The 20,052-nt window shown below is 71.1% G+C and carries 16 protein-coding genes and 1 tRNA gene; 6 read left to right on the forward strand and 11 right to left on the reverse strand.

Features of this window, described 5'->3' with window-relative positions:
• Positions 1-32 precede the first annotated feature (32 nt).
• From AC6EH9_RS06945 to AC6EH9_RS06960, 4 genes are read left to right on the forward strand one after another with little or no spacing between them, the layout of a single operon-like run.
• Entirely contained in the window at positions 33-1,430 is a 1,398-nt protein-coding gene (locus AC6EH9_RS06945; RefSeq protein WP_498421776.1) for a branched-chain amino acid ABC transporter permease, read from the forward strand.
• Positions 1,431-1,439: 9 nt separating this feature from the next.
• Entirely contained in the window at positions 1,440-2,432 is a 993-nt protein-coding gene (locus tag AC6EH9_RS06950; RefSeq protein WP_498421777.1) for a branched-chain amino acid ABC transporter permease, read from the forward strand.
• Positions 2,422-3,387: an ABC transporter ATP-binding protein gene (locus tag AC6EH9_RS06955; RefSeq protein ID WP_498421778.1), complete on the forward strand. Its 966-nt coding sequence runs from the start codon at positions 2,422-2,424 to the stop codon at positions 3,385-3,387. The genes AC6EH9_RS06950 and AC6EH9_RS06955 overlap by 11 nt, the downstream gene beginning before the upstream one ends.
• Positions 3,380-4,213: an ABC transporter ATP-binding protein gene (locus AC6EH9_RS06960; RefSeq protein WP_498421779.1), complete on the forward strand. Its 834-nt coding sequence runs from the start codon at positions 3,380-3,382 to the stop codon at positions 4,211-4,213. The genes AC6EH9_RS06955 and AC6EH9_RS06960 overlap by 8 nt, the downstream gene beginning before the upstream one ends.
• Positions 4,214-4,322: 109 nt before the next feature.
• On the opposite strand, the gene AC6EH9_RS06965 is transcribed toward AC6EH9_RS06960, so the two are convergent.
• Both AC6EH9_RS06965 and AC6EH9_RS06970 read right to left on the reverse strand, forming a co-directional pair.
• Positions 4,323-5,597 (reverse strand): ABC transporter substrate-binding protein, encoded by a 1,275-nt coding sequence (locus tag AC6EH9_RS06965; protein WP_498421780.1) that lies wholly within the window; start codon positions 5,595-5,597, stop codon positions 4,323-4,325.
• 188 nt (positions 5,598-5,785) lie between these two features.
• Positions 5,786-6,421 carry an ANTAR domain-containing response regulator gene (locus AC6EH9_RS06970; RefSeq protein ID WP_498421781.1) on the reverse strand — a complete coding sequence of 212 codons (636 nt, stop codon included), beginning with the start codon at positions 6,419-6,421 and terminating at the stop codon, positions 5,786-5,788.
• 71 nt (positions 6,422-6,492) lie between these two features.
• On the opposite strand from AC6EH9_RS06970, the gene AC6EH9_RS06975 reads away from it, so the two are divergent.
• Positions 6,493-6,565, forward strand: a tRNA-Leu gene (locus AC6EH9_RS06975).
• 30 nt (positions 6,566-6,595) lie between these two features.
• Here AC6EH9_RS06975 and pyk read toward each other — a convergent pair.
• From pyk to trpC, 9 genes are all read right to left on the reverse strand, one after another.
• On the reverse strand, positions 6,596-8,041 hold the full coding sequence (gene pyk, locus AC6EH9_RS06980) for a pyruvate kinase (protein ID WP_498421782.1): 1,446 nt from the start codon (positions 8,039-8,041) through the stop codon (positions 6,596-6,598).
• Between the two features lie 145 nt (positions 8,042-8,186).
• Positions 8,187-9,653: a glutamate synthase subunit beta gene (locus tag AC6EH9_RS06985; RefSeq protein WP_498421783.1), complete on the reverse strand. Its 1,467-nt coding sequence runs from the start codon at positions 9,651-9,653 to the stop codon at positions 8,187-8,189.
• Complete coding sequence (gene gltB / locus AC6EH9_RS06990) at positions 9,646-14,178, reverse strand: glutamate synthase large subunit (protein ID WP_498421784.1); 4,533 nt, start codon at positions 14,176-14,178, stop codon at positions 9,646-9,648. Before gltB ends, AC6EH9_RS06985 begins: the two co-directional genes overlap by 8 nt.
• 190 nt (positions 14,179-14,368) lie before the next feature.
• Positions 14,369-15,091: a VIT1/CCC1 transporter family protein gene (locus AC6EH9_RS06995; RefSeq protein WP_498421785.1), complete on the reverse strand. Its 723-nt coding sequence runs from the start codon at positions 15,089-15,091 to the stop codon at positions 14,369-14,371.
• Positions 15,092-15,100: 9 nt separating this feature from the next.
• Positions 15,101-15,979: a prolipoprotein diacylglyceryl transferase gene (gene lgt / locus AC6EH9_RS07000; RefSeq protein ID WP_498421786.1), complete on the reverse strand. Its 879-nt coding sequence runs from the start codon at positions 15,977-15,979 to the stop codon at positions 15,101-15,103.
• Positions 15,980-15,989: 10 nt separating this feature from the next.
• On the reverse strand, positions 15,990-16,643 hold the full coding sequence (locus AC6EH9_RS07005; RefSeq protein ID WP_498421787.1) for an SCO family protein: 654 nt from the start codon (positions 16,641-16,643) through the stop codon (positions 15,990-15,992).
• A complete protein-coding gene (gene trpA / locus AC6EH9_RS07010; protein WP_498421788.1) occupies positions 16,636-17,433 on the reverse strand; it encodes a tryptophan synthase subunit alpha in 798 nt (265 codons plus the stop codon). The genes AC6EH9_RS07005 and trpA overlap by 8 nt, the downstream gene beginning before the upstream one ends.
• Positions 17,430-18,719 carry a tryptophan synthase subunit beta gene (gene trpB / locus AC6EH9_RS07015; protein WP_498421789.1) on the reverse strand — a complete coding sequence of 430 codons (1,290 nt, stop codon included), beginning with the start codon at positions 18,717-18,719 and terminating at the stop codon, positions 17,430-17,432. Before trpB ends, trpA begins: the two co-directional genes overlap by 4 nt.
• On the reverse strand, positions 18,716-19,528 hold the full coding sequence (gene trpC, locus AC6EH9_RS07020) for an indole-3-glycerol phosphate synthase TrpC (RefSeq protein ID WP_498421790.1): 813 nt from the start codon (positions 19,526-19,528) through the stop codon (positions 18,716-18,718). The genes trpB and trpC overlap by 4 nt, the downstream gene beginning before the upstream one ends.
• 179 nt (positions 19,529-19,707) lie before the next feature.
• On the opposite strand from trpC, the gene AC6EH9_RS07025 reads away from it, so the two are divergent.
• Positions 19,708-20,049 carry a DUF4190 domain-containing protein gene (locus tag AC6EH9_RS07025; RefSeq protein ID WP_498421791.1) on the forward strand — a complete coding sequence of 114 codons (342 nt, stop codon included), beginning with the start codon at positions 19,708-19,710 and terminating at the stop codon, positions 20,047-20,049.
• Positions 20,050-20,052: the final 3 nt, after the last annotated feature.

Here is a 20,052-nt window from a genome sequence, read left to right on the forward strand (position 1 = left end):
ACGTTCGAGTCTGTCCTTGCGACAGGAGGCCCATGCACCCCCGCTCACCTCTCCTCACGGCCGCGCCGCGCGCTCCGTGGGTGGCCGTGCTCGGCGCACTGGCGATCGCCCTGCTGGCGATCCTCGGGCCCGGGGCAGGCGCAGCCCAGGCCGAGGACACGAAGACCTGCGTCCAGCCCCCGCCGCGCGACGACGACACGATCCACATCAAGGGCTGCCTCACCGACACCCGCGACCAGCCGGCGAGCCCGGTCCCCGACGTCTCGATCACCGTCGAGGACAGCGAGGGCACCGTGGTGGGTGAGACCACGACCGACGAGTCCGGCATCTTCGACGTGGCCCTGCCCGGCACGGCGATCACCAACCTGGGCCAGACCTACGTCATCAAGATCGACACCGACACCCTCCCCGAGGGCTCGGACCTGCGCGACCCCGACCAGGTCGAGCTCGAGCAGCAGATCCAGCTCGACTCGGACGTGTACGTGGCCTTCCCGGTGGGCGACGCGCTGCCCGAGAACGCGGGCACGCTCACCCAGGGCCTGCAGCTGGCCGTCGGCGGAATCGTCTTCTCGGTACTGCTGGCGATGGCCGCACTCGGCCTCTCGATGATCTTCGGCACCACCGGCCTGACGAACTTCGCCCACGGCGAGCTGATCACGTTCGGGGCGCTGGTCGCCTACGCCGTGGACCAGCTGCCCGGCGCGATCCGGGTGTTCGGCACCGACGTGACGGTGGTCGTCGCGGTGATCACCGCGTTCGTGGTCGGCGGCCTCTTCGGCCTGCTCAACGACAAGGCGCTGTGGAAGCCGCTGCGGATGCGCGGCACCGGCGTGATCGCGATGATGATCGTGAGCATCGGCCTGTCGATCTTCCTGCGCAACGTCTTCCAGTACTTCGCAGGCGGCCAGAACCACAACTACTCGCAGTTCTCCGCAGTCCAGCCGTGGGAGATCGGTCCGATCCTGCTCACGCCCAAGGACGCGATCGTGATGGTCGTCGGACTCCTCGTGCTCGTCGCGGTCTCGCTGCTGCTGCAGTACACCCGCACCGGCAAGGCGACCCGGGCGGTCGCCGACAACCCGGCGCTGTCGGCCTCCTCGGGGATCAACGTGCAGCGCGTGATCGCCGTGGTCTGGACGGGCGGAGCGGCGCTGGCCGCGCTGTCCGGCGCCCTGCTCGGGCTGACCCAGGGCTTCGACTACCAGCTCGGCTTCAAGATCCTGCTGCTGGTCTTCGCGGCCACCGTGCTGGGCGGCCTGGGCACCATCTGGGGAGCCATGCTCGGCGCGTTCATCATCGGCATCTTCATCGAGGTCTCGACGCTGTTCATCCCCGCCGAGCTGAAGTTCGTCGGGGCGATGGCCGTCCTGATCGTCGTCTTGATGTTCCGTCCCCAAGGCCTCCTCGGCCGGGCACAGCGAATCGGCTAGGAGCACACCGTGGACGTACTCGACCTGATCAGCCGGTCGCTCCAGCAGGGCCTGGGGCCCTCGGCGATCATCTACTGCCTGGCCGCCATCGGCCTCAACGTGCACTTCGGCTACACCGGACTGCTCAACTTCGGCCAGGCCGGCTTCATGGCCGTCGGCGGCTATGCGATGGCCTCCATCGTGTCCACCTGGGGCCTGCCGTTCTGGCTCGGCATCGTGGTGGGCCTGCTGCTCACGGTCCTGCTGGCTCTCCTGCTCGGCATCCCCACCCTGCGCCTGCGCGCCGACTACCTGGCCATCGTCACCATCGCCGCCGCGGAGATGATCCGCCAGACGGTCGGCTCGGTGACGCTGATGGAGTACTTCGGGGGCCAGGACGGCCTGACCGGCTTCAGTCAGGCGTTCCGCTCGCTGAACCCCTTCAGCGACGAGGTCGGCATCCCCGGCCTGGTCACCTGGCGCGCCAACGACGCGTGGGTGATGCTGGTCGGATGGACCCTGGTCGCCCTGTCCTGCCTGGTGGTGTGGCTGCTGATGCGCAGTCCCTGGGGACGCGTGCTGAAGTCGGTGCGCGAGGACGAGGACGCCGTACGCAGCCTCGGCAAGAACGTCTACGCGTACAAGATGCAGGCCCTGGTGATCGGCGGACTCTTCGGAGCTCTCGCCGGCTTCATCACCGCCCTGCGCAGCGCGGCGATCAACCCGTCGTTCTTCGCCACCGACATCACGTTCTTCGCCTACACCGTGCTCCTGCTCGGCGGGGCGGCGCGGGTCCTGGGACCGGTGGTCGGATCGATCATCTTCTGGTTCCTGCTCACCTTCCTCGACGTGTTCTTCGAGCAGGCCACCCGCAACGACCTGATCCCGGACTGGATCATGACCGAGAACCAGGCCAGCCTGATGCGCTTCATCTTCATGGGCCTGGCACTGATGCTGCTGATGATCTACAGGCCCCAGGGGATCTTCGGGGACCGAAGGGAGCTGGCGATCGATGGCCGCTGACATGACCAAGGACGCCGGGGCCCCGGTGCCCCCGGGCGGCAGGCTGACGCCGCGCGAGATGTTCGTCGGGGTCGAGCACGAGCCGGGCGCGACCAAGCCGGACCCGATCCTCACGGCCTCGCACGTGGTCCGCACCTTCGGTGGCCTGACCGCGGTGGACGTCGACCACGTCGAGATCCAGCGCGGCGCGATCACCGCCCTGATCGGCCCGAACGGCGCCGGGAAGACCACGTTCTTCAACCTGCTGACCGGCTTCGACCGGCCGGACTCGGGCGAGTGGGCCTTCAACGGCAAGAGTCTGGCGAAGGTGCCGGCCTACCGGGTGGCCCGGCTGGGGATGGTGCGCACCTTCCAGCTGACCAAGGTGCTCTCCAAGCTCACGGTGATCGAGAACATGCGCGTCGGCGCCACCGGTCAGTCCGGGGAGAACCTGTTCAAGGCGATGTTCGCCCCGCTCTGGCGCTCCCAGGAGGAGGCCAACACGAAGCGGGCCGACGCCCTGCTCGAGCGGTTCCTGCTGATCAAGAAGCGCGAGGACTTCGCCGGCTCGCTCTCCGGTGGCCAGCGCAAGCTGCTGGAGATGGCCCGCGCCCTGATGGCGGACCCCGAGCTGGTGATGCTCGACGAGCCGATGGCCGGGGTGAACCCGGCCCTCAAGCAGTCGCTGCTGGGTCACGTGAAGGCGCTGCGCGACGAGGGCCGCACGGTCCTCTTCGTGGAGCACGACATGGACATGGTCCGCGACATCTCCGACTGGGTGATCGTGATGGCCCAGGGCAGGATCATCGCCGAGGGCCCACCCGACTCGGTGATGAGCGACCCCCGCGTGATCGACGCCTACCTCGGCGCCCACCACGACACCGTCCTGGACTTCGAGGAGGAGGAGCGCATCCTCGCCGCCGCGGAGACCGAGCTCGACCAGGCCCAGCAGAGCAGGGAGACGCCCCATGACTGACCCGTTCGCCAAGCCCTCCTCCGCGCCACCGCCCGCCGGGTCCCGCCCGAGCGACGCCGCCGGCGACTTCGACGAGGTACGCCGCGTGCACCTGGCCGCGGCCGAGGGAGCCGTGCTGCGCGCGGACAACCTCATCGCCGGCTACCTCCCCGGGGTGAACATCCTCAACGGCGCCGACCTCTACTGCCGCGAGAACGAGCTGGTGGGCATCATCGGGCCCAACGGGGCCGGCAAGTCCACGCTGCTCAAGGCGCTCTTCGGACTCGTCAAGGTGGGCACCGGGACGGTCAAGCTCAAGGGCGAGGACATCACCAACCTGCGGGCCGACGCCCTGGTCAGCAAGGGGATCGGCTTCGTTCCCCAGACCAACAACGTCTTCCCGTCGCTGACCATCCAGGAGAACCTCGAGATGGGCGTCTACCAGCGCCCCTCGACGTTCCGCAAGCGCTTCGAGTTCGTCGGCGACCTGTTCCCCGCGCTCGTCGACCGGCGCGCGCAGCGCGCGGGCAGCCTCTCCGGCGGGGAACGCCAGATGGTGGCGATGGGCCGGGCGCTGATGATGGAGCCCTCGGTGCTCCTGCTCGACGAGCCCTCCGCGGGCCTGTCGCCGGTGATGCAGGACGAGGTGTTCGTCCAGACCCGGCGGATCAACCGGGCCGGCGTCTCGGTGGTGATGGTCGAGCAGAACGCCCGGCGCTGCCTGCAGATCTGCGACCGCGGCTACGTGCTCGACCAGGGCCGCAACGCCTACACCGGCACCGGCAAGGAGCTGGGCAACGACCCCAAGGTGATCGAGCTCTACCTCGGGACCCTGGCCAAGGCCTGATCCGCTCCGCGCCGGCCCCCAGACGGCACACAGAAGGCATCCAGGCGGCACACAGAAGGGCCCGGCTTCCGAGAGGAAGCCGGGCCCTTCGTGGTTCAGGCGGTGCAGGTCACTCCAGCGTTCCGGAGACCGCGTCGACCTGCTTGTACTTGTTGTCCTTGTCGTAGAGCTGGATGCCGATCGTGGCGGTGCTCGGGCTGCCGTTGTCGTTCAGGTCGCACGGACCCGAGACGCCGTCGTAGTCGATGTCCTCGCCCTGCTCGATCAGCGTGGTGCACTCCTCGTAGGTGGTGCACTTGGTGCCACCCTTGGAGACGTTGACCAGCTCCTTGGCGATGGCCTCCCCGTTGTCGCTCTCAGCCGCGGTCGCCGCGAGCGCGGTCAGCATGACGGCGTCGTAGGACTGCGGACCGTAGGTGAAGTCCTTCAGCTTCGGGTTGATCGACAGCAGCTTCTTGTTGAAGCTCTCGTCCACCTCGGCCGGGGCGGGGAAGGTGCCCTTGACGCCGGTCAGGTCGAAGTTCTCCGAGGAGTAGTCGGCCATGTTGCCGTCCACGAAGTACAGCTGCACGTCCTGCGGGCCGACGCCCTTGGAGACCAGCTGGGGAACGATCTTGGTGGTCTCGTTGAAGCCGATCAGGACGATCGCGTCCGGCTTCGCGGCGGCCACCTTGTTGACCTCGGCGGTGAAGTTCTGGGCGTCGGCGGCGTAGAGGATGTGCTCCGCGACGTCGGCGCCCTTGTCCTCGAGGGTGTCCACGACCTGCTGGGCGAGGCCCTCGCCGTAGGAGTCCTGACGGGCCACGACGGCCACGTTGGTGAAGCCGTCCTCGACCGCGAGGTTGCCGAGGACCTGGCCCTGGAGCCGGTCCGAGGGCGCGGTGCGGAAGTAGAGCCCGTTGTCGTCGTAGTCGTCGAAGGCCGGCGAGGTGTTGGCCGGCGAGAACTGCACGACGCCGGCGCCGGTGATCTTGTCGATGACGCTGAGCGAGACGCCCGAGGCGGCCGCGCCGATGATCACGTCGACGTTCTTGCCGAGCAGGCTGTCGACCGAGGCGCCGGCGATGTCGGGGGTGCCGTCGCCCGAGTCGGCCTTGAAGCTCTGGATCGGCTTGCCGATCACGCCGCCCGCGGCGTTGATCTCCTTGACCGCGAGGTCGACGCCGGCGAACTCCGGCGGGCCGAGGTAGGCGAGGTCGCCGGTCTGGGGCAGCAGGGAGCCGATGGTCAGCGACCCGTCGCCCTGGGGCGCGGCGGCCTCGGACGAGGCGTCGTCGGACCCCTGGGTCTCGTCGTCGCTGTCCTCGCCGCCGCAGGCGCTGAGGAAGAGCGCGGCTGCGGCCAGGGCCGCTGCGGTGCGCATGGCACGGTTCTGGCGGATCATGGGGCCTCCGTGGAGATATGTTGCACCTGCCGGCAGCCGGGACCGCCGGGGCATCGACTTTCGATGCAGGTGAACCTAGCCCCTCCAGGGGGTCGAGGGCCCTAGGACAGCGCGAAAATGTGTGTTCTCGTTGCCGATTCGTGATCTGCGTCGCACGGCGCGGGCGCGACCCGCTCCCCCAGCGCTGCTCAGCCGGTCGGCTCGGTCGGCTCCGCCGGCGCGGCGGTGGCGATGCCGGGACCGTGGGTGACCACGCCGTCGGCGACCTGGCGCATCGACAGGCGCAGGTCCATCGCGGTCTTCTGGATCCACCGGAACGAGTCCGGCTCGGAGAGCCCCAGCTGCTGCTGCAGCACTCCCTTGGCGCGGTCCACCGACTTGCGGGTCTCGAGCCGCTCGGCGAGGTCGAGGACCTCCTTCTCCAGCAGCTGCACCTCGGTGAACCGGCTCACCGCCATCTCGATCGCCGGCACCAGGTCGTTGCGGGAGAAGGGCTTGACCAGGTACGCCATCGCGCCGGCGTCGCGGGCCCGCTCCACCAGGTCGCGCTGGGAGAAGGCGGTCAGGATCACCACCGGGGCGATCCGCTGGGCGGCGATCCGCTCGGCCGCGGTGATCCCGTCGAGGACGGGCATCTTGACGTCGAGGATGACCAGGTCGGGGCGGAGCTGCTCGGCGAGCTCGACCGCGCGGGCGCCGTCGCCGGCCTGACCGACGACGTCGTAGCCCTCCTCGGCGAGCATCTCGGCGAGGTCCATCCGGATCAGCGCCTCGTCCTCGGCGATCACGACGCGACGGCTGCGGGTGGCGGCGGGCTGACTCACGGGAGACAGGCTAGCCGCAGCGGGCGGGCCCGGTGAGAGCGGGAGTCACGATCCGGTACCTTGGGGCGCCGGCCCCGGTAGCCCAACGGCAGAGGCGATGGTCTCAAACACCATTCAGTGTGGGTTCGAATCCCACCCGGGGCACCCTCGCGCGGCAGCGCCGCAGGCCGCCGCTCAGGAGGTGTGCGTCCTGCGGGCGAACTCGAAGGTCGCGGCGCCCATCTTGTGGATGCGCAGCGCGTTGGTGGTGCCCGGGATGCCGGGGGGCGCGCCGGCGACGATCACCACCAGGTCGCCCTCCTCGACGCGCCCGATGCGCAGCAGCGCCTCGTCGACCTGGTAGACCATCTCGTCGGTGTGGATGACCGGCTCGGTACGGAAGGTCTCGACCCCCCAGCTCAGCGAGAGCTGCGAGCGGGTGGCGTCCTCGGGGGTGAAGGCCAGGATCGGGATCGAGCCCCGCAGCCGCGACATCCGGCGCGCGGAGTCGCCGCTCTGGGTGAACGCCACGACGTACTTGGCGCCGACCCGCTCGGCGACCTCCTCGGCGGCCTTGGCGATCACGCCGCCGGGCGTGCGGGGGTTCCACTCGATGTGCGAGATGCTCTTGAGTCGCTGCGTCTCGGTGGAGTTGATGATCCGGGCCATCGTCTCGACGGTCTGGATGGGGTACTCCCCCACGCTGGTCTCGCCGGAGAGCATCACCGCGTCGGCCCCGTCCAGCACGGCGTTGGCCACGTCGGAGGCCTCGGCCCGCGTCGGCGAGGGCGAGGAGATCATCGATTCGAGCATCTGGGTGGCCACGATGACCGGCTTGGCGTTGCGGCGGGCCTTCTCGACGACCCGCTTCTGCAGGAACGGCACGTCCTCGAGCGGGCACTCCACGCCGAGGTCCCCGCGGGCGACCATGAAGCCGTCGAAGGCCTTGATGATCTCGTCGAGGTTCTCGATCGCCTGCGGCTTCTCGATCTTGGCGATGATCGGGAGGTGGATGCCCTCCTCGTCCATGATCTGCCGTACGTCGGCGGCGTCCGCCGCGGAGCGCACGAAGCTCAGCGCCACGAAGTCGACACCGAGCTGGAGGGCGAAGCGCAGGTCCGCGACGTCCTTCTCCGAGAGGGCCGGGACGGAGACGGCCACGCCGGGCAGGTTGATGCCCTTGTTGTTGGAGACCTTGCCGCCCACGACGACCTCGGTGCGGACCTCGCTGCCCTGGACCTCGGTGACCCGCAGCCGGACCCGCCCGTCGTCGATCAGGATCGGGTCGCCGGGCTTCACGTCACCGGGGAGCCCCTTGTACGTCGTGCCGCAGATCTCGGCGTCGCCGGAGACGTCGCGGGTGGTGATGGTCCAGGGCTGGCCGGCCTCCAGCCGGACCGGGCCGTCGCCGAAGGTCTCCAGCCGGATCTTGGGACCCTGCAGGTCGGCGAGGATGCCGACGCCGTGTCCCTCGAGGTCGGAGGCCTCCCGGACCAGCCGGTACGACGTGGCGTGGTCCTCGCGGGAGCCGTGACTCATGTTCAGGCGGGCGACGTCCATCCCCGCATGGACGAGCTCACGGATCCGCTCGGGGCTGGCGGTGGCAGGGCCGAGTGTGCAGACGATCTTCGCTTTCCTCACACCCTCGACCTTACTGGCCGCCGCCACATGCACGCGCTTCTTCTGGATCGTTCCAACGAATGTCACCGGATCGTGTCCCGGAGCAGAAAAGACGCAACCACCCTCTCGATCGAGAGGGTGGTTGCGCCGTGTGGAGCGGGCCCGATCAGACGACGAGCGGACGCTCCGTGGGCGGGATCGGAACCGGCAGGGCCGTGGTTCCGGTCAGGAACTCGTCGACCGCGGCGGCGGCGGCGCGCCCCTCCGCGATCGCCCAGACGATCAGCGACTGACCGCGGCCGGCGTCACCGGCCACGAACACGCCGTCCACCGACGACATGTAGCTCCCGTCGCGCTGGACGTTGCCGCGGGCGTCGAGCTCGACGCCGAGCTGGTCGAGGAGCCCGCCCTGCTCGGGTCCGGTGAAGCCCATCGCGAAGAGCACCAGGTCGGCCGGGATCTCCCGCTCGGTGCCCTCGAGCTCGACCAGCTTGCCGCCCTCGAACCGGACGTCGACCAGGCGCAGGGCCCGGACGTTGCCGTCCTCGTCGCCGAGGAACTCCTGGGTGGAGACCGCGTAGACGCGCTCTCCGCCCTCCTCGTGGGCCGAGGAGACCCGGAAGACCATCGGGTACGTCGGCCACGGCTGGCCGGCCGGGCGCGCCTGGTCGGGCTGCGGCATGATCTCCAGCTGGGTCACGCTCGCCGCACCCTGTCGGGTGGAGGTGCCCAGGCAGTCGGCGCCGGTGTCGCCGCCGCCGATGATCACCACGTGCTTGCCGGTCGCGGTGATCTGGCCCTCGACCTCGTCGCCGAGCGCCACCCGGTTGGCCTGCGGCAGGAACTCCATCGCCTGGTGGATCCCGGCCAGCTCCCGGCCCGGGACGGACAGGTCGCGCGGCACCGTGGACCCGACCGCCAGCACGACCGCGTCGTAGCGTCCGCGCAGCTCCTCGCCGGTGATCTGCTCGCCCACCGCCACGCCGGCGCGGAAGACGGTGCCCTCGCGGCGCATCTGCTCCACGCGCCGGTCGACGTGCTGCTTCTCCATCTTGAACTCGGGGATGCCGTAGCGCAGCAGTCCGCCGATCCGGTCGGCGCGCTCGTAGACCGCGACCGTGTGACCGGCCCGGGTGAGCTGCTGGGCGGCGGCCAGGCCGGCCGGCCCGGAGCCCACGACGGCGACGGTGCGCCCCGAGAGCCACTCCGGGGGCTGAGGCGTGACGAAGCCGGACTCCCACGCCTTGTCGGCGATGGCGACCTCGACGTTCTTGATCGTCACCGGGTCCTGGTTGATGCCCAGCACGCAGGCCGTCTCGCACGGGGCCGGGCACAACCGCCCGGTGAACTCCGGGAAGTTGTTCGTGGCGTGCAGCCGGTCGATGGCGCCCTTCCAGTCGTCGCGCCAGACCAGGTCGTTCCACTCCGGGATCAGGTTGCCCAGCGGGCAGCCCTGGTGGCAGAACGGGATGCCGCAGTCCATGCAGCGGCTCGCCTGGGTGTTGATGATCGGCAGCAGCGCCCGTCCCGCCCCACCGGGGTAGACCTCGTTCCAGTCGTGCACGCGCTCCTCGACGGGGCGTCGCTCGGCGCTCTCGCGGCCGTGCTTCAAGAAACCCTTCGGGTCAGCCATGGAGAGCCTCCATCATCGCGGCCGCGGTGTCGCTCTCGCTCAGCCCGGCCGCCTCTGCGGCGGCCTTGGCCTCGAGCACCCGGCGGTAGTCGGTGGGCATGATCTCGGTGAAGCGCTGCAGCGACGTCTCCCAGTCCGCCAGCAGCTCCTCGGCGACACTCGAGCCGGTCTCCTCGAGGTGGCGGCGGACCATCTGCTCGAGCTCGAGCGCCGCCTCCCCCTCGACCGGCCCCATCTCGACCAGCTCGGTGTTGACCCGGTGGCGCTTGAGGTCCAGCACCCAGGCCACGCCGCCGGACATGCCGGCGCCGAAGTTGCGCCCGGTCTTGCCCAGCACCACCACCCGGCCGCCGGTCATGTACTCGCAGGCGTGGTCGCCGACGCCCTCGGTCACCGCGTGGACGCCGGAGTTGCGCACGCAGAACCGCTCGCCCACCCCGCCGCGCAGGTAGATCTCCCCCGACGTGGCGCCGTAGGCGATGGTGTTGCCGGCGATGATCTGCTCGTGCGGCGCGAACGTCGCGGTGCGGTCGGGCCGCACCACGATCCGCCCACCCGAGAGGCCCTTGCCGACGTAGTCGTTGGCGTCGCCCTCGAGGCGCAGGGTGATGCCCGGCGGGACGAAGGCGCCGAACGACTGCCCGGCCGACCCGGTGAAGGTGAGGTCGATGGTGCCGTCGGGGAGACCGGCCGCGCGGTAGCGCTTGGTGACCTCGTGGCCCAGGATCGTGCCGACCGTGCGGTTGACGTTGCGGATCGCCAGCTGGGCACGCACCGGCTCGCCGCTCTCGAGCGCCGGGGCGCAGAGGCGCACCAGCTCGTTGTCGAGCGCCTTGTCGAGGGCGTGGTACTGCTCGGTCGTGTTGTGCAGCGCCGTGCCCTCGGGGAGCTCGGGCACGTGCAGGATCGGCGTCAGGTCGAGGCCCTCGGCCTTCCAGTGGCTCACCGCCCGGCGGGTGTCGAGCGCCTCGGCGTGGCCGACGGCCTCCTCGAGCGTGCGGAAGCCGAGCTGGGCGAGCAGCTCGCGCACCTCCTCGGCGACGTACTCGAAGAAGTTGACGACGAACTCCGGGCGGCCGGTGAACCGCTCGCGCAGCACCGGGTTCTGGGTCGCCACGCCCACCGGGCAGGTGTCGAGGTGGCACACGCGCATCATGACGCAGCCGGAGACCACCAGCGGGGCGGTGGCGAAGCCGAACTCCTCGGCCCCCAGCAGCGCGGCGATGACCACGTCGCGCCCGGTCTTCAGCTGGCCGTCGGCCTGGACCACGATCCGGTCGCGCAGGCCGTTGAGCAGCAGCGTCTGCTGGGCCTCGGCGAGGCCGAGCTCCCAGGGTCCGCCGGCGTGCTTGAGCGACGTCAGCGGGGACGCGCCGGTGCCGCCGTCGTGGCCCGAGATCAGCACCACGTCGGCGTGCGCCTTGGAGACGCCCGCCGCGACGGTGCCGACGCCGACCTCGGAGACCAGCTTCACGTGGATGCGGGCCGCCGGGTTGGCGTTCTTCAGGTCGTGGATCAGCTGCGCCAGGTCCTCGATCGAGTAGATGTCGTGGTGCGGCGGCGGCGAGATCAGGCCCACGCCCGGCGTGGAGTGCCGGGTCTTGGCCACCCAGGGGTAGACCTTGTGGCCGGGCAGCTGGCCGCCTTCGCCGGGCTTGGCGCCCTGCGCCATCTTGATCTGGATGTCGTCGGAGTTGGTCAGGTACTCCGCGGTCACCCCGAAGCGCCCGGAGGCGACCTGCTTGATCGAGCTGCGCCGCTCGGGGTCGTAGAGCCGCTCGGCGTCCTCGCCGCCCTCACCGGTGTTGGACTTGCCGCCCAGCCGGTTCATCGCGATCGCGAGCGTCTCGTGAGCCTCCATGCTGATGGAGCCGTAGGACATCGCCCCGGTGGAGAAGCGCTTGACGATCTCGGAGACCGGCTCGACCTCCTCGATCGGCAGCGGCGTCCTGCCCAGCGCCTCGGCGTCCTTGAGCTCGAAGAGCCCGCGCAGCGTCATCAGCCGCTCGGACTGCTCGTCGACGCGGGCGGTGTACTGCTTGAACACGTCGTAGCGGCCGTTGCGCGTGGCGTGCTGGAGGCGGAAGACCGTCTCGGGGTCGAACAGGTGCGGCTCACCGTCGCGACGCCACTGGTACTCGCCGCCGGTGGCCAGCTCGCGCTGGGCCGGGACCAGGCCGCCGCGGGGGTACGCCGCGGCGTGGCGCCGGGCGACCTCCTCGGCGATCGTGTCGAGGTCGATGCCGCCGAGCTTGGAGGTGGTGCCGGTGAAGTACTTGTCGACGACCGTCTGCGAGAGCCCGACGGCCTCGAAGATCTGGGCACCGGTGTAGGAGGCCACGGTGGAGACGCCCATCTTGGACATCACCTTGAGCACGCCCTTGCCGAGCGCCTTGACCAGGTTGCGCACCGCCTGCTCGGGCTCGGTCTTGACGTAGTGGCCCTCGCGGGCGAGGTCCTCGACGGACTCCATCGCCAGGTAGGGGTTCACCGCCGCCGCGCCGTAGCCGACCAGCAGGGCGACGTGGTGGACCTCGCGGACGTCCCCGGCCTCGACCAGGAGCCCGACCTGGGTGCGGGTCTTCTCCCGCACCAGGTGGTGGTGCACCGCCCCGGTCAGCAGCAGGGACGGGATCGGGGCCAGCTCGGCGGTGGAGTGCCGGTCCGAGAGGACGATCACCCGCGCGCCCCCGGCGATCGCCTCGGAGACCTCCTGGCAGATCTCGTCGATGCGGCGGGCCAGGGCCGCTCCCCCGCCCTCGACCTCGTAGAGGCCGCGCGAGACGTGGGTGATGAAGCCCGGCATGTCACCGTCACGGTTGATGTGGCGGATCTTGGCCAGGTCGTCGTTGTCGATCACCGGGAACGGCAGCACGACCTGACGACACGAGGCCGGCGTCGGCTTGAGCAGGTTGGACTCCGGGCCGATGGAGCCGTTCAGTGAGGTGACGAGCTCCTCGCGGATGGCGTCCAGCGGGGGGTTGGTGACCTGGGCGAACAGCTGGCTGAAGTAGTCGAAGATCAGCCGGGGCTTGTCCGAGAGCGCCGCGATGGGCGTGTCGGTGCCCATCGAGCCGAGCGGCTCGCCGCCGGTGTTGGCCATCGGGGTGAGCAGGATCCGCAGCTCCTCGGAGGTGTAGCCGAAGACCTGCTGGCGCCGCGTCACCGAGGCGTGGGTGTGCACGATGTGCTCACGCTGGGGCACGTCGTCGAGGTGGATCAGCCCGGCGTGCAGCCACTCGTCGTAGGGGTGCTCCGAGGCGAGCTCGGACTTGATCTCCTCGTCCTCGATGATGCGGTGCTCGTCGGTGTCGATGAGGAACATCCGCCCCGGCTGCAGGCGTCCCTTGCGGACGATGGTGGCCGGGTCGAGGTCGAGCACGCCGACCTCGGAGGCCAGCACGACCAGCCCGTCGTCGGTGACCCAGTAGCGCGAGGGCCGCAGGCCGTTGCGGTCGAGCACCGCGCCGATCTGGGAGCCGTCGGTGAACACGACGCACGCGGGACCGTCCCAGGGCTCCATCACCGCGGAGTGGAACTGGTAGAACGCCCGGCGCCGCTCGTCCATCTCGGTGTGGTTCTCCCACGCCTCGGGGATCATCATCAGCACCGAGTGCGGCAGGGAGCGGCCACCGAGGTGGAGCAGCTCGAGGACCTCGTCGAACGAGGCGGAGTCCGAGGCGCCCGGGGTGCAGATCGGGTAGAGCCGCTCGAGGTCGCCGGGGATGATGTCGGAGGCCAGCAGCGCCTCGCGGGCCCGCATCCAGTTGCGGTTGCCCATCACGGTGTTGATCTCGCCGTTGTGGGCGATGAACCGGAACGGGTGGGCCAGCGGCCAGCTCGGGAAGGTGTTCGTCGAGAACCGCGAGTGCACGACGGCGAGCGCGGAGGCCACCCGCTCGTCGAGCAGGTCGGGGAAGAACTCGTCGAGCTGCTCGGTGGTGAGCATGCCCTTGTAGGCGATGGTGCGCGAGGACAGCGACGGGAAGTACACGTCGGTCTCCCGCTCGGCCCGCTTGCGCAGGCAGAAGGCGAGGCGCTCCAGCGCCATCCCGGTGACCCGGCCGCCGGCGCCGGCGACGAAGATCTGGCTGAACGACGGCATCACGCCGCGCGCGAGCGCGCCGACGTTGGAGGCGTCGATCGGGACCTCGCGCCAGCCGAGCACGGCCAGGCCCTCCTCGGCCGCGATCTCCTCGATGCGTGTCTTCGTCTTGGCGACGCTGTCCTCGTCACCCGGCAGGAACGCCGTACCGACGGCGTAGGCCTGCGGGGTGGGAAGCTCGAAGTCGACCACCTCTCGCAGGAACGCGTCGGGGACCTGGAGCAGGATCCCCGCCCCGTCCCCGGAGTTCTGCTCGGCGCCGGCAGCGCCGCGGTGGTCGAGGTTGCGCAGGGCCGTGAGGGCCTTGGCGACGATGTCGTGACTGGCTACGCCGGTCAGGGTCGCGACGAAGGCCACACCACAGGAGTCGTGCTCGTGGCGGGGGTCGTAGAGGCCCTGGGGCGCCGGGAATGCGTGCATGGAGAGCATTCTCCCGTCGTCTTCTGCGTCTCGCCGCCCGGGCGCGCGAGCGGGTCCGGGCCGGAGACGGGATGGCTGTGCAGGTGGGATCAGACAGGGGACGACATTGGCCCAAGCAGACTCCTCAGGCTATCACCCGGCGGACCCCCCGCGGGTGTCGCAGATCCCACACCGCGGACCGCTCGCGCGCCTACACCTGGGTGCCGACCCCGGCCCCCACGACGTACGTCGCGGCGAAGGCGGCGCCGCCCAGGGCGACCTGGCGCAGCCCGCCGAACCACCACGCCCGGCTGGTCACCCGGGTGACCACGGCGCCGCACACGAAGAGCGCCAGCAGGGTCAGCACCACCGAGGCCGCCAGGGCGCCGCGGCCGAGCAGGAACGGCACGAGCGGCACCAGCGCCCCCACCGAGAACGCGCAGAACGACGAGACGGCCGCGAGCGTGGGCGAGGCCAGGTCGTCGGGGTCCACACCGAGCTCCTCGTGGGCGTGCGCCGAGACGGCGGCGTCCACGTTGCGGTGGATCTGGCGGGCGACCTCGGTGGCGAGCTCCGGGCTCACCCCGCGGTCTTCGTAGGTCTTCGCCAGCTCGGCGATCTCCGCCTCCGGGTTGTCCAGGATCTCCTCGCGCTCCTCGCGCACCTCGCGCTCGGCGGCCTCGGACTGGCTGGCCACCGAGGCGTACTCGCCCGCGGCCATCGAGAAGGCACCGGCGGCCAGGCCCGCCAGGCCCGCCAGCACCACCGCGCCGGAGCCCTCGGAGTCGGCGGTGCCGCCGGCCACGCCGGTGATCAGCGCGCAGTTGGAGACCAGGCCGTCCATCATCCCGAACACGGCAGGTCGCAGCCACCCGCCGGTGACGTCGGGGTGCTCGCTGCCGGTGTCCGCCGAGGGCGGACCTCCGAGGCCCATGGGACGAGCCTACTCAGCACGCTCCGTGGCGGTCTCGGCCAGCCGCGCGTCGGTGTAGACGCTCTCCTCGCGGCCCGGGCGGTGCCGGGTGGCCCACCAGAAGTAGCCGGCGGCGAGCAGGAACAGCACGATCGAGGTCCACACGTTGAGCCGCAGCCCGAACACGTCCGCGAGCTGCACGTCGTCGATGCGCAGCATCTCGATCCAGCCCCGACCCAGCGTGTAGGCCATCACATAGAGCGCCACCACCCGGCCGTGACCCAGCCGCAGGCGCCGGTCAAGCCAGATCACCACGGCGAAGGCCGCCAGGTTCCACCCGAACTCGTAGAGGAACGTGGGGTGGTAGGTGGCCTGGTCGAGGTACTCCACCGGGCGGTGCGCCGCGTCGATCTCCACCCCCCAGGGCAGGTCGGTGGGTCGGCCGTAGAGCTCCTGGTTGAACCAGTTGCCCCACCGCCCGATGGCCTGGGCCACCAGGACGCCGGGCGCCATCGCGTCGAGCACCGGCAGCAGCCGGATGCCCTTGGCCCGGGCCCCGATCACCACTCCCAGGGCACCGAGCGAGATGGCGCCCCAGATGCCGAGGCCGCCCTGCCAGATGTACAGCGCGGTGACCGGGTTCTCGCCCTCCCCGAAGTAGAGCCTCCAGTCGGTGAGCACGTGGTAGAGCCGGCCGCCGACCAGCCCGAACGGCACGGCCCACACGGCGAGGTCGACGATCTCGCCCGCCGTACCGCCCCGGGCCACCCAGCGGCGCTCGCCGATCCACACCGCGGCCACGATCCCCACGATGATGGCCAGCGCGTAGCCGCGCAGCGGCAGCGGGCCGAGGTACCAGATCGACTCCGACGGGCTGGGGATGGACCACAGGGTCACCGGCAGGGACACGAGGGGCTCCTCAGCTCGCGAGCAACTGGGCGATGTCCTCGGCGAACTGCGCCGAGGTGGTGTCCTGGTTCCAGAACACCGGTGCGACGTCCTGCTCGGTCACCGCGAAGACCTGGGTGCCGTGGGTGATGTCGTAGCCGCCCGAGGGCAGCTCCTCCCCCTGCTCGACGGCCACGTGCAGCCCCTTGGCCACCTCGAGGATGGTGTCCAGCTCGCCGGTCAGCCCGACGATGTCGTCGCCGAAGTTGTCGAGGTAGCGCCGCAGCACCTGCGCGTCGTCGCGGGCCGGGTCGGTGGTCACGAAGACCACGTCGACCTGCTCGCGCTGGGCGTCGTCGAGCCGGGTCAGTCCCGAGGAGATCGACGCCATCACCATCTGGCAGATGTCGGGGCAGCTGGTGTAGCCGAAGAACACCAGCGTGAGCGGCTTCTCGGTGTCCTCGACCAGGGAGTACGACGCGCCCTCGGTGTCGCGCAGCGCGGCGGGGGGCACCACGTAGGGGTCGTCCAGCACGGTGCCGTGCATCCCGTCGTCGTCCTGCCCGCCGGCCACCGTGGCGGCCCGGTCGTCGGGCGTGCCGACCGCGCAGCCGGCGAGGCCCAGACCGAGGGCCGCGGCCAGCACGCCGGTGGCCAGCGCCCGTCCGCGGCGACGCTCAGCCACGGCGCACCCCCGCGGCGAGGTCCTCGGTGAGCGCGGTGAGCGCCTTCAGCCCGGCCGTTCGGTCGTGCGGGTGGTCCAGCAGCGTGCGCACGAACGCCGAGCCCACGATGACGCCGTCGGCGTAGCCGGCAACCTCGGCGGCCTGGTCGCCGTTGGAGACGCCGAGGCCCACGCCGATGGGCAGGTCGGTGACCGCGCGGGTGCGCGCGACCAGCGGCCCGGCCAGGTCGCTGGTGGTGGCGCGGGCGCCGGTCACGCCCATCACCGCGGTGGCGTAGACGAAGCCCCGGCACGCGGCCGTGGTCATCGCGATCCGCTCCGGCGTGGAGGACGGCGCGACCAGGAAGATCTTGTCGAGCCCGTGCGCGTCGGCCGCCGCGATCCACTCCGCGCCGCTGTCGGGGGTGAGGTCGGGCGTGATCAGGCCCGCTCCCCCGGCCGCGGCGAGGTCGGCGGCGAAGCGCTCGACGCCGTAGCGCTCCACCGGGTTCCAGTAGGTCATCACCACGGTCGGGACGCCGGTGGCGGCCACCGCCTCGACGGTGCGCAGCACGTCGCTGGTGCGGACCCCGCCCTCCAGCGCCTGCTGGGCGGCCGCCTGGATCGTGGGTCCGTCCATCACCGGGTCGCTGTAGGGCAGACCCACCTCGACCACGTCGACGCCCGCGTCGACCATGGCCTTGAGGGCCTCGATCGACCCCGTCACGTCGGGGAACCCGGCCGGCAGGTAGCCGACCAGGGCCGCGCGGCCCTGCGCGCGGGTCGCGTCGAAGGCACGCTTGACGCTCACCGTGCCACCTCCGTCTCGCTGCTCTGTGACCGTGGGTCGGTGTCGGGGTCGCCGGCCGGCGCCGCGGTGACGCGGTCGGGGTCGCCGAGACCGAACCACTCGATCGCGGTCTCCATGTCCTTGTCGCCACGCCCGGACAGGCAGATCAGCATCTGCGCCTCGGGCCCCTTCTCCTGCGCCAGCCGCTCGGCGACGTGCAGCGCACCGGCGATCGCGTGGGCGGACTCGACGGCCGGGATGATCCCCTCGGTGCGGCTCAGCAGCGCCAGCGCGTCCATCGCCTCGGCGTCGGTCACCGGCAGGTACGTCGCCCGGCCGGTCGCCGCGAGGTGCGCGTGCTGGGGGCCGACGCCGGGGTAGTCCAGGCCGGCGGAGATCGAGTGCGACTCCACGGTCTGCCCGTCCTCGTCCTGCAGGACGTAGGTGCGTGCCCCGTGCAGGACGCCGCTGTCCCCGGCGCCGATGGTGGCCGCGTGGCGTCCGGTGTGGACGCCCTCACCGCCCGCCTCGAAGCCGTAGAGCGCGACGTCGGCGTCGTCGAGGAACGCCGCGAACATGCCGATCGCGTTGGAGCCGCCGCCGACGCACGCCGCGGCCGCGTCCGGCAGCCGGCCGTAGCGCTCCAGGCACTGCTGGCGGGCCTCGTCGCCGATGCCGCGGGTGAAGTCGCGCACCATGCTCGGGAACGGGTGCGGGCCGGCGGCGGTGCCGAACAGGTAGGCGGTGTGGTCGACGCTGGCGACCCAGTCGCGCAGCGCCTCGTTGATCGCGTCCTTGAGCGTCGCGCTGCCGGACTCGACCGGCACCACCTTCGCGCCCAGCAGGTGCATGCGCGCAACGTTCAGCGCCTGCCGCCGGGTGTCGACCGCGCCCATGTAGACGGTGCAGTCGAGGCCGAAGTAGGCGGCGGCCGTGGCGCTGGCGACGCCGTGCTGGCCGGCGCCGGTCTCGGCGATCACGCGGGTCTTGCCCATCCGCTTGGTGAGCAGCGCCTGGCCCATCACGTTGCGGATCTTGTGGGCGCCGGTGTGGTTGAGGTCCTCGCGCTTGAGCAGGATCCGGCAGCCGACCCGCTCGGAGAGCCGGGTCGCCTCGTACAGCGGGCTGGGGATGCCGGCGTACTCGCGCAGGATCGTCTCGAAGTCCCCCACGAACCCGGGGTCGGCCATCGCCTCCTCCCAGGCCACGGTGAGCTCGTCGAGCGCCGCGACCAGCGCCTCCGGCATGAACCGGCCACCGAAGTCGCCGAAGAAGCCGCGCTCGTCGGCCCCGTGGTCCACGGTCATCTCTGCTGTGCTCCTGACTGTGCGTGCTGCGCGACGATCCCCGACATGGCCCGGACCGCGCTCTCGGGGTCGCCGTCGCGGACGAGGGCCTCGCCCACGAGTACCGCGCGGGCCCCCTGGCCGACGAAGCGGGCGACGTCGTCGGGGCCGAAGATGCCCGACTCCGCGACCTTGACCCGGTCGTCGGGGATGAGCGGCGCCAGCCGGCCGAAGACGTCCGGGTCGATGGCCAGCGTCTTGAGGTTGCGTGCGTTGACCCCGATCAGCTCGGCGCCCAGGCTCACCGCCCGTTCCGTCTCGGCCTCGTCGTGGACCTCGATCAGCGGCGTCAGCCCCAGCTCGCGCGCCTCGTCGTACAGGCGGCGCAGCTCGTCGTCGTCGAGGGCGGCCACGATCAGCAGCGCCAGGTCGGCGCCGGCAGCACGCGCCTCCACCAGCTGGTAGCCGGTGACGATGAAGTCCTTGCGCAGCAGCGGCACGTCGACGGCGGCGCGGACGGCGCGCAGGTCGGCCAGGCTGCCACCGAAGCGGCGCTCCTCGGTGAGCACGCTGATCGCGGCGGCACCCCCGCGGGCGTAGGCCGCCGCGAGCAGGGCCGGATCCGGGATGTCGGCCAGGGCGCCCTTGCTCGGGCTGGCGCGCTTCACCTCCGCGATGACGCTCGAGCCAGACGCCCGGAAGCCCGGCATCGGGTCACGGGGGGCGTCGACGTCTGCCAGAGCCGCGCGCAGGTCGGCCAGGCTCACCTCCGCCTCGCGGCGGGCGAGGTCGAGCCTCGCGCCGGCAACGATGTCGGCGAGCACAGACATAGAACCTCCGGGACGGTGTGCGGGGACGCCCACAGCCTCTCACGGCGGCCCAGCCGGCACGGCGCTGCGTCCGGGGGTGGGCACGGCCGGCTTCGCGCGGTTGCGGGCGCCCGGTGCGTCTGCCGCGGCCCGCGTGGATAGGGTCTCGCGCAAACATCCATCGAGCGACAGGGGAACACATGAGCTACAACGCACCGCCGCCTCCGTCCGGCTACGGTCAGCAGCCTTACGGAGCCGGCCAGCCGCAGGGCGACCACCCGAGGGCGATGCTGTCCTTGATCCTGGGGATCGTGGGGCTGGTCTGCTGCGGGCCCGTGGGCATCGCGGCGTACATCATCGGCAACAAGGCGCTCCGGGAGATCGAGGCGTCCGGCGGGACGATCGGCGGAGCCGGGATGGCCCGGGCCGGCAAGATCTGCGGCCTGATCGCGATCATCCTGACGGTGCTCGGCATCCTGGCGGGGATCGTGCTCTTCGCGACCGGCAACGCGATGTTCGAGGGTGAGGTCACCACCTCCTGACCC

The sequence above is a fragment of the Nocardioides sp. Z21_20 genome, from assembly GCF_059766585.1.

Bases quoted from the DNA above. Each gene is read 5' to 3' on its own strand.
- AC6EH9_RS06995 (WP_498421785.1), bottom strand. From the start codon at position 15,091: ATGGGCCTCGGAGGTCCGCCCTCGGCGGACACCGGCAGCGAGCACCCC.
- AC6EH9_RS06955 (WP_498421778.1), top strand. From the start codon at position 2,422: ATGGCCGCTGACATGACCAAGGACGCCGGGGCCCCGGTGCCCCCGGGC.
- AC6EH9_RS06960 (WP_498421779.1), top strand. From the start codon at position 3,380: ATGACTGACCCGTTCGCCAAGCCCTCCTCCGCGCCACCGCCCGCCGGG.
- AC6EH9_RS06985 (WP_498421783.1), bottom strand. From the start codon at position 9,653: ATGGCTGACCCGAAGGGTTTCTTGAAGCACGGCCGCGAGAGCGCCGAG.
- AC6EH9_RS06945 (WP_498421776.1), top strand. From the start codon at position 33: ATGCACCCCCGCTCACCTCTCCTCACGGCCGCGCCGCGCGCTCCGTGG.
- AC6EH9_RS07025 (WP_498421791.1), top strand. From the start codon at position 19,708: ATGAGCTACAACGCACCGCCGCCTCCGTCCGGCTACGGTCAGCAGCCT.
- trpC (WP_498421790.1), bottom strand. From the start codon at position 19,528: ATGTCTGTGCTCGCCGACATCGTTGCCGGCGCGAGGCTCGACCTCGCC.
- AC6EH9_RS06965 (WP_498421780.1), bottom strand. From the start codon at position 5,597: ATGATCCGCCAGAACCGTGCCATGCGCACCGCAGCGGCCCTGGCCGCA.
- gltB (WP_498421784.1), bottom strand. From the start codon at position 14,178: ATGCACGCATTCCCGGCGCCCCAGGGCCTCTACGACCCCCGCCACGAG.
- trpB (WP_498421789.1), bottom strand. From the start codon at position 18,719: ATGACCGTGGACCACGGGGCCGACGAGCGCGGCTTCTTCGGCGACTTC.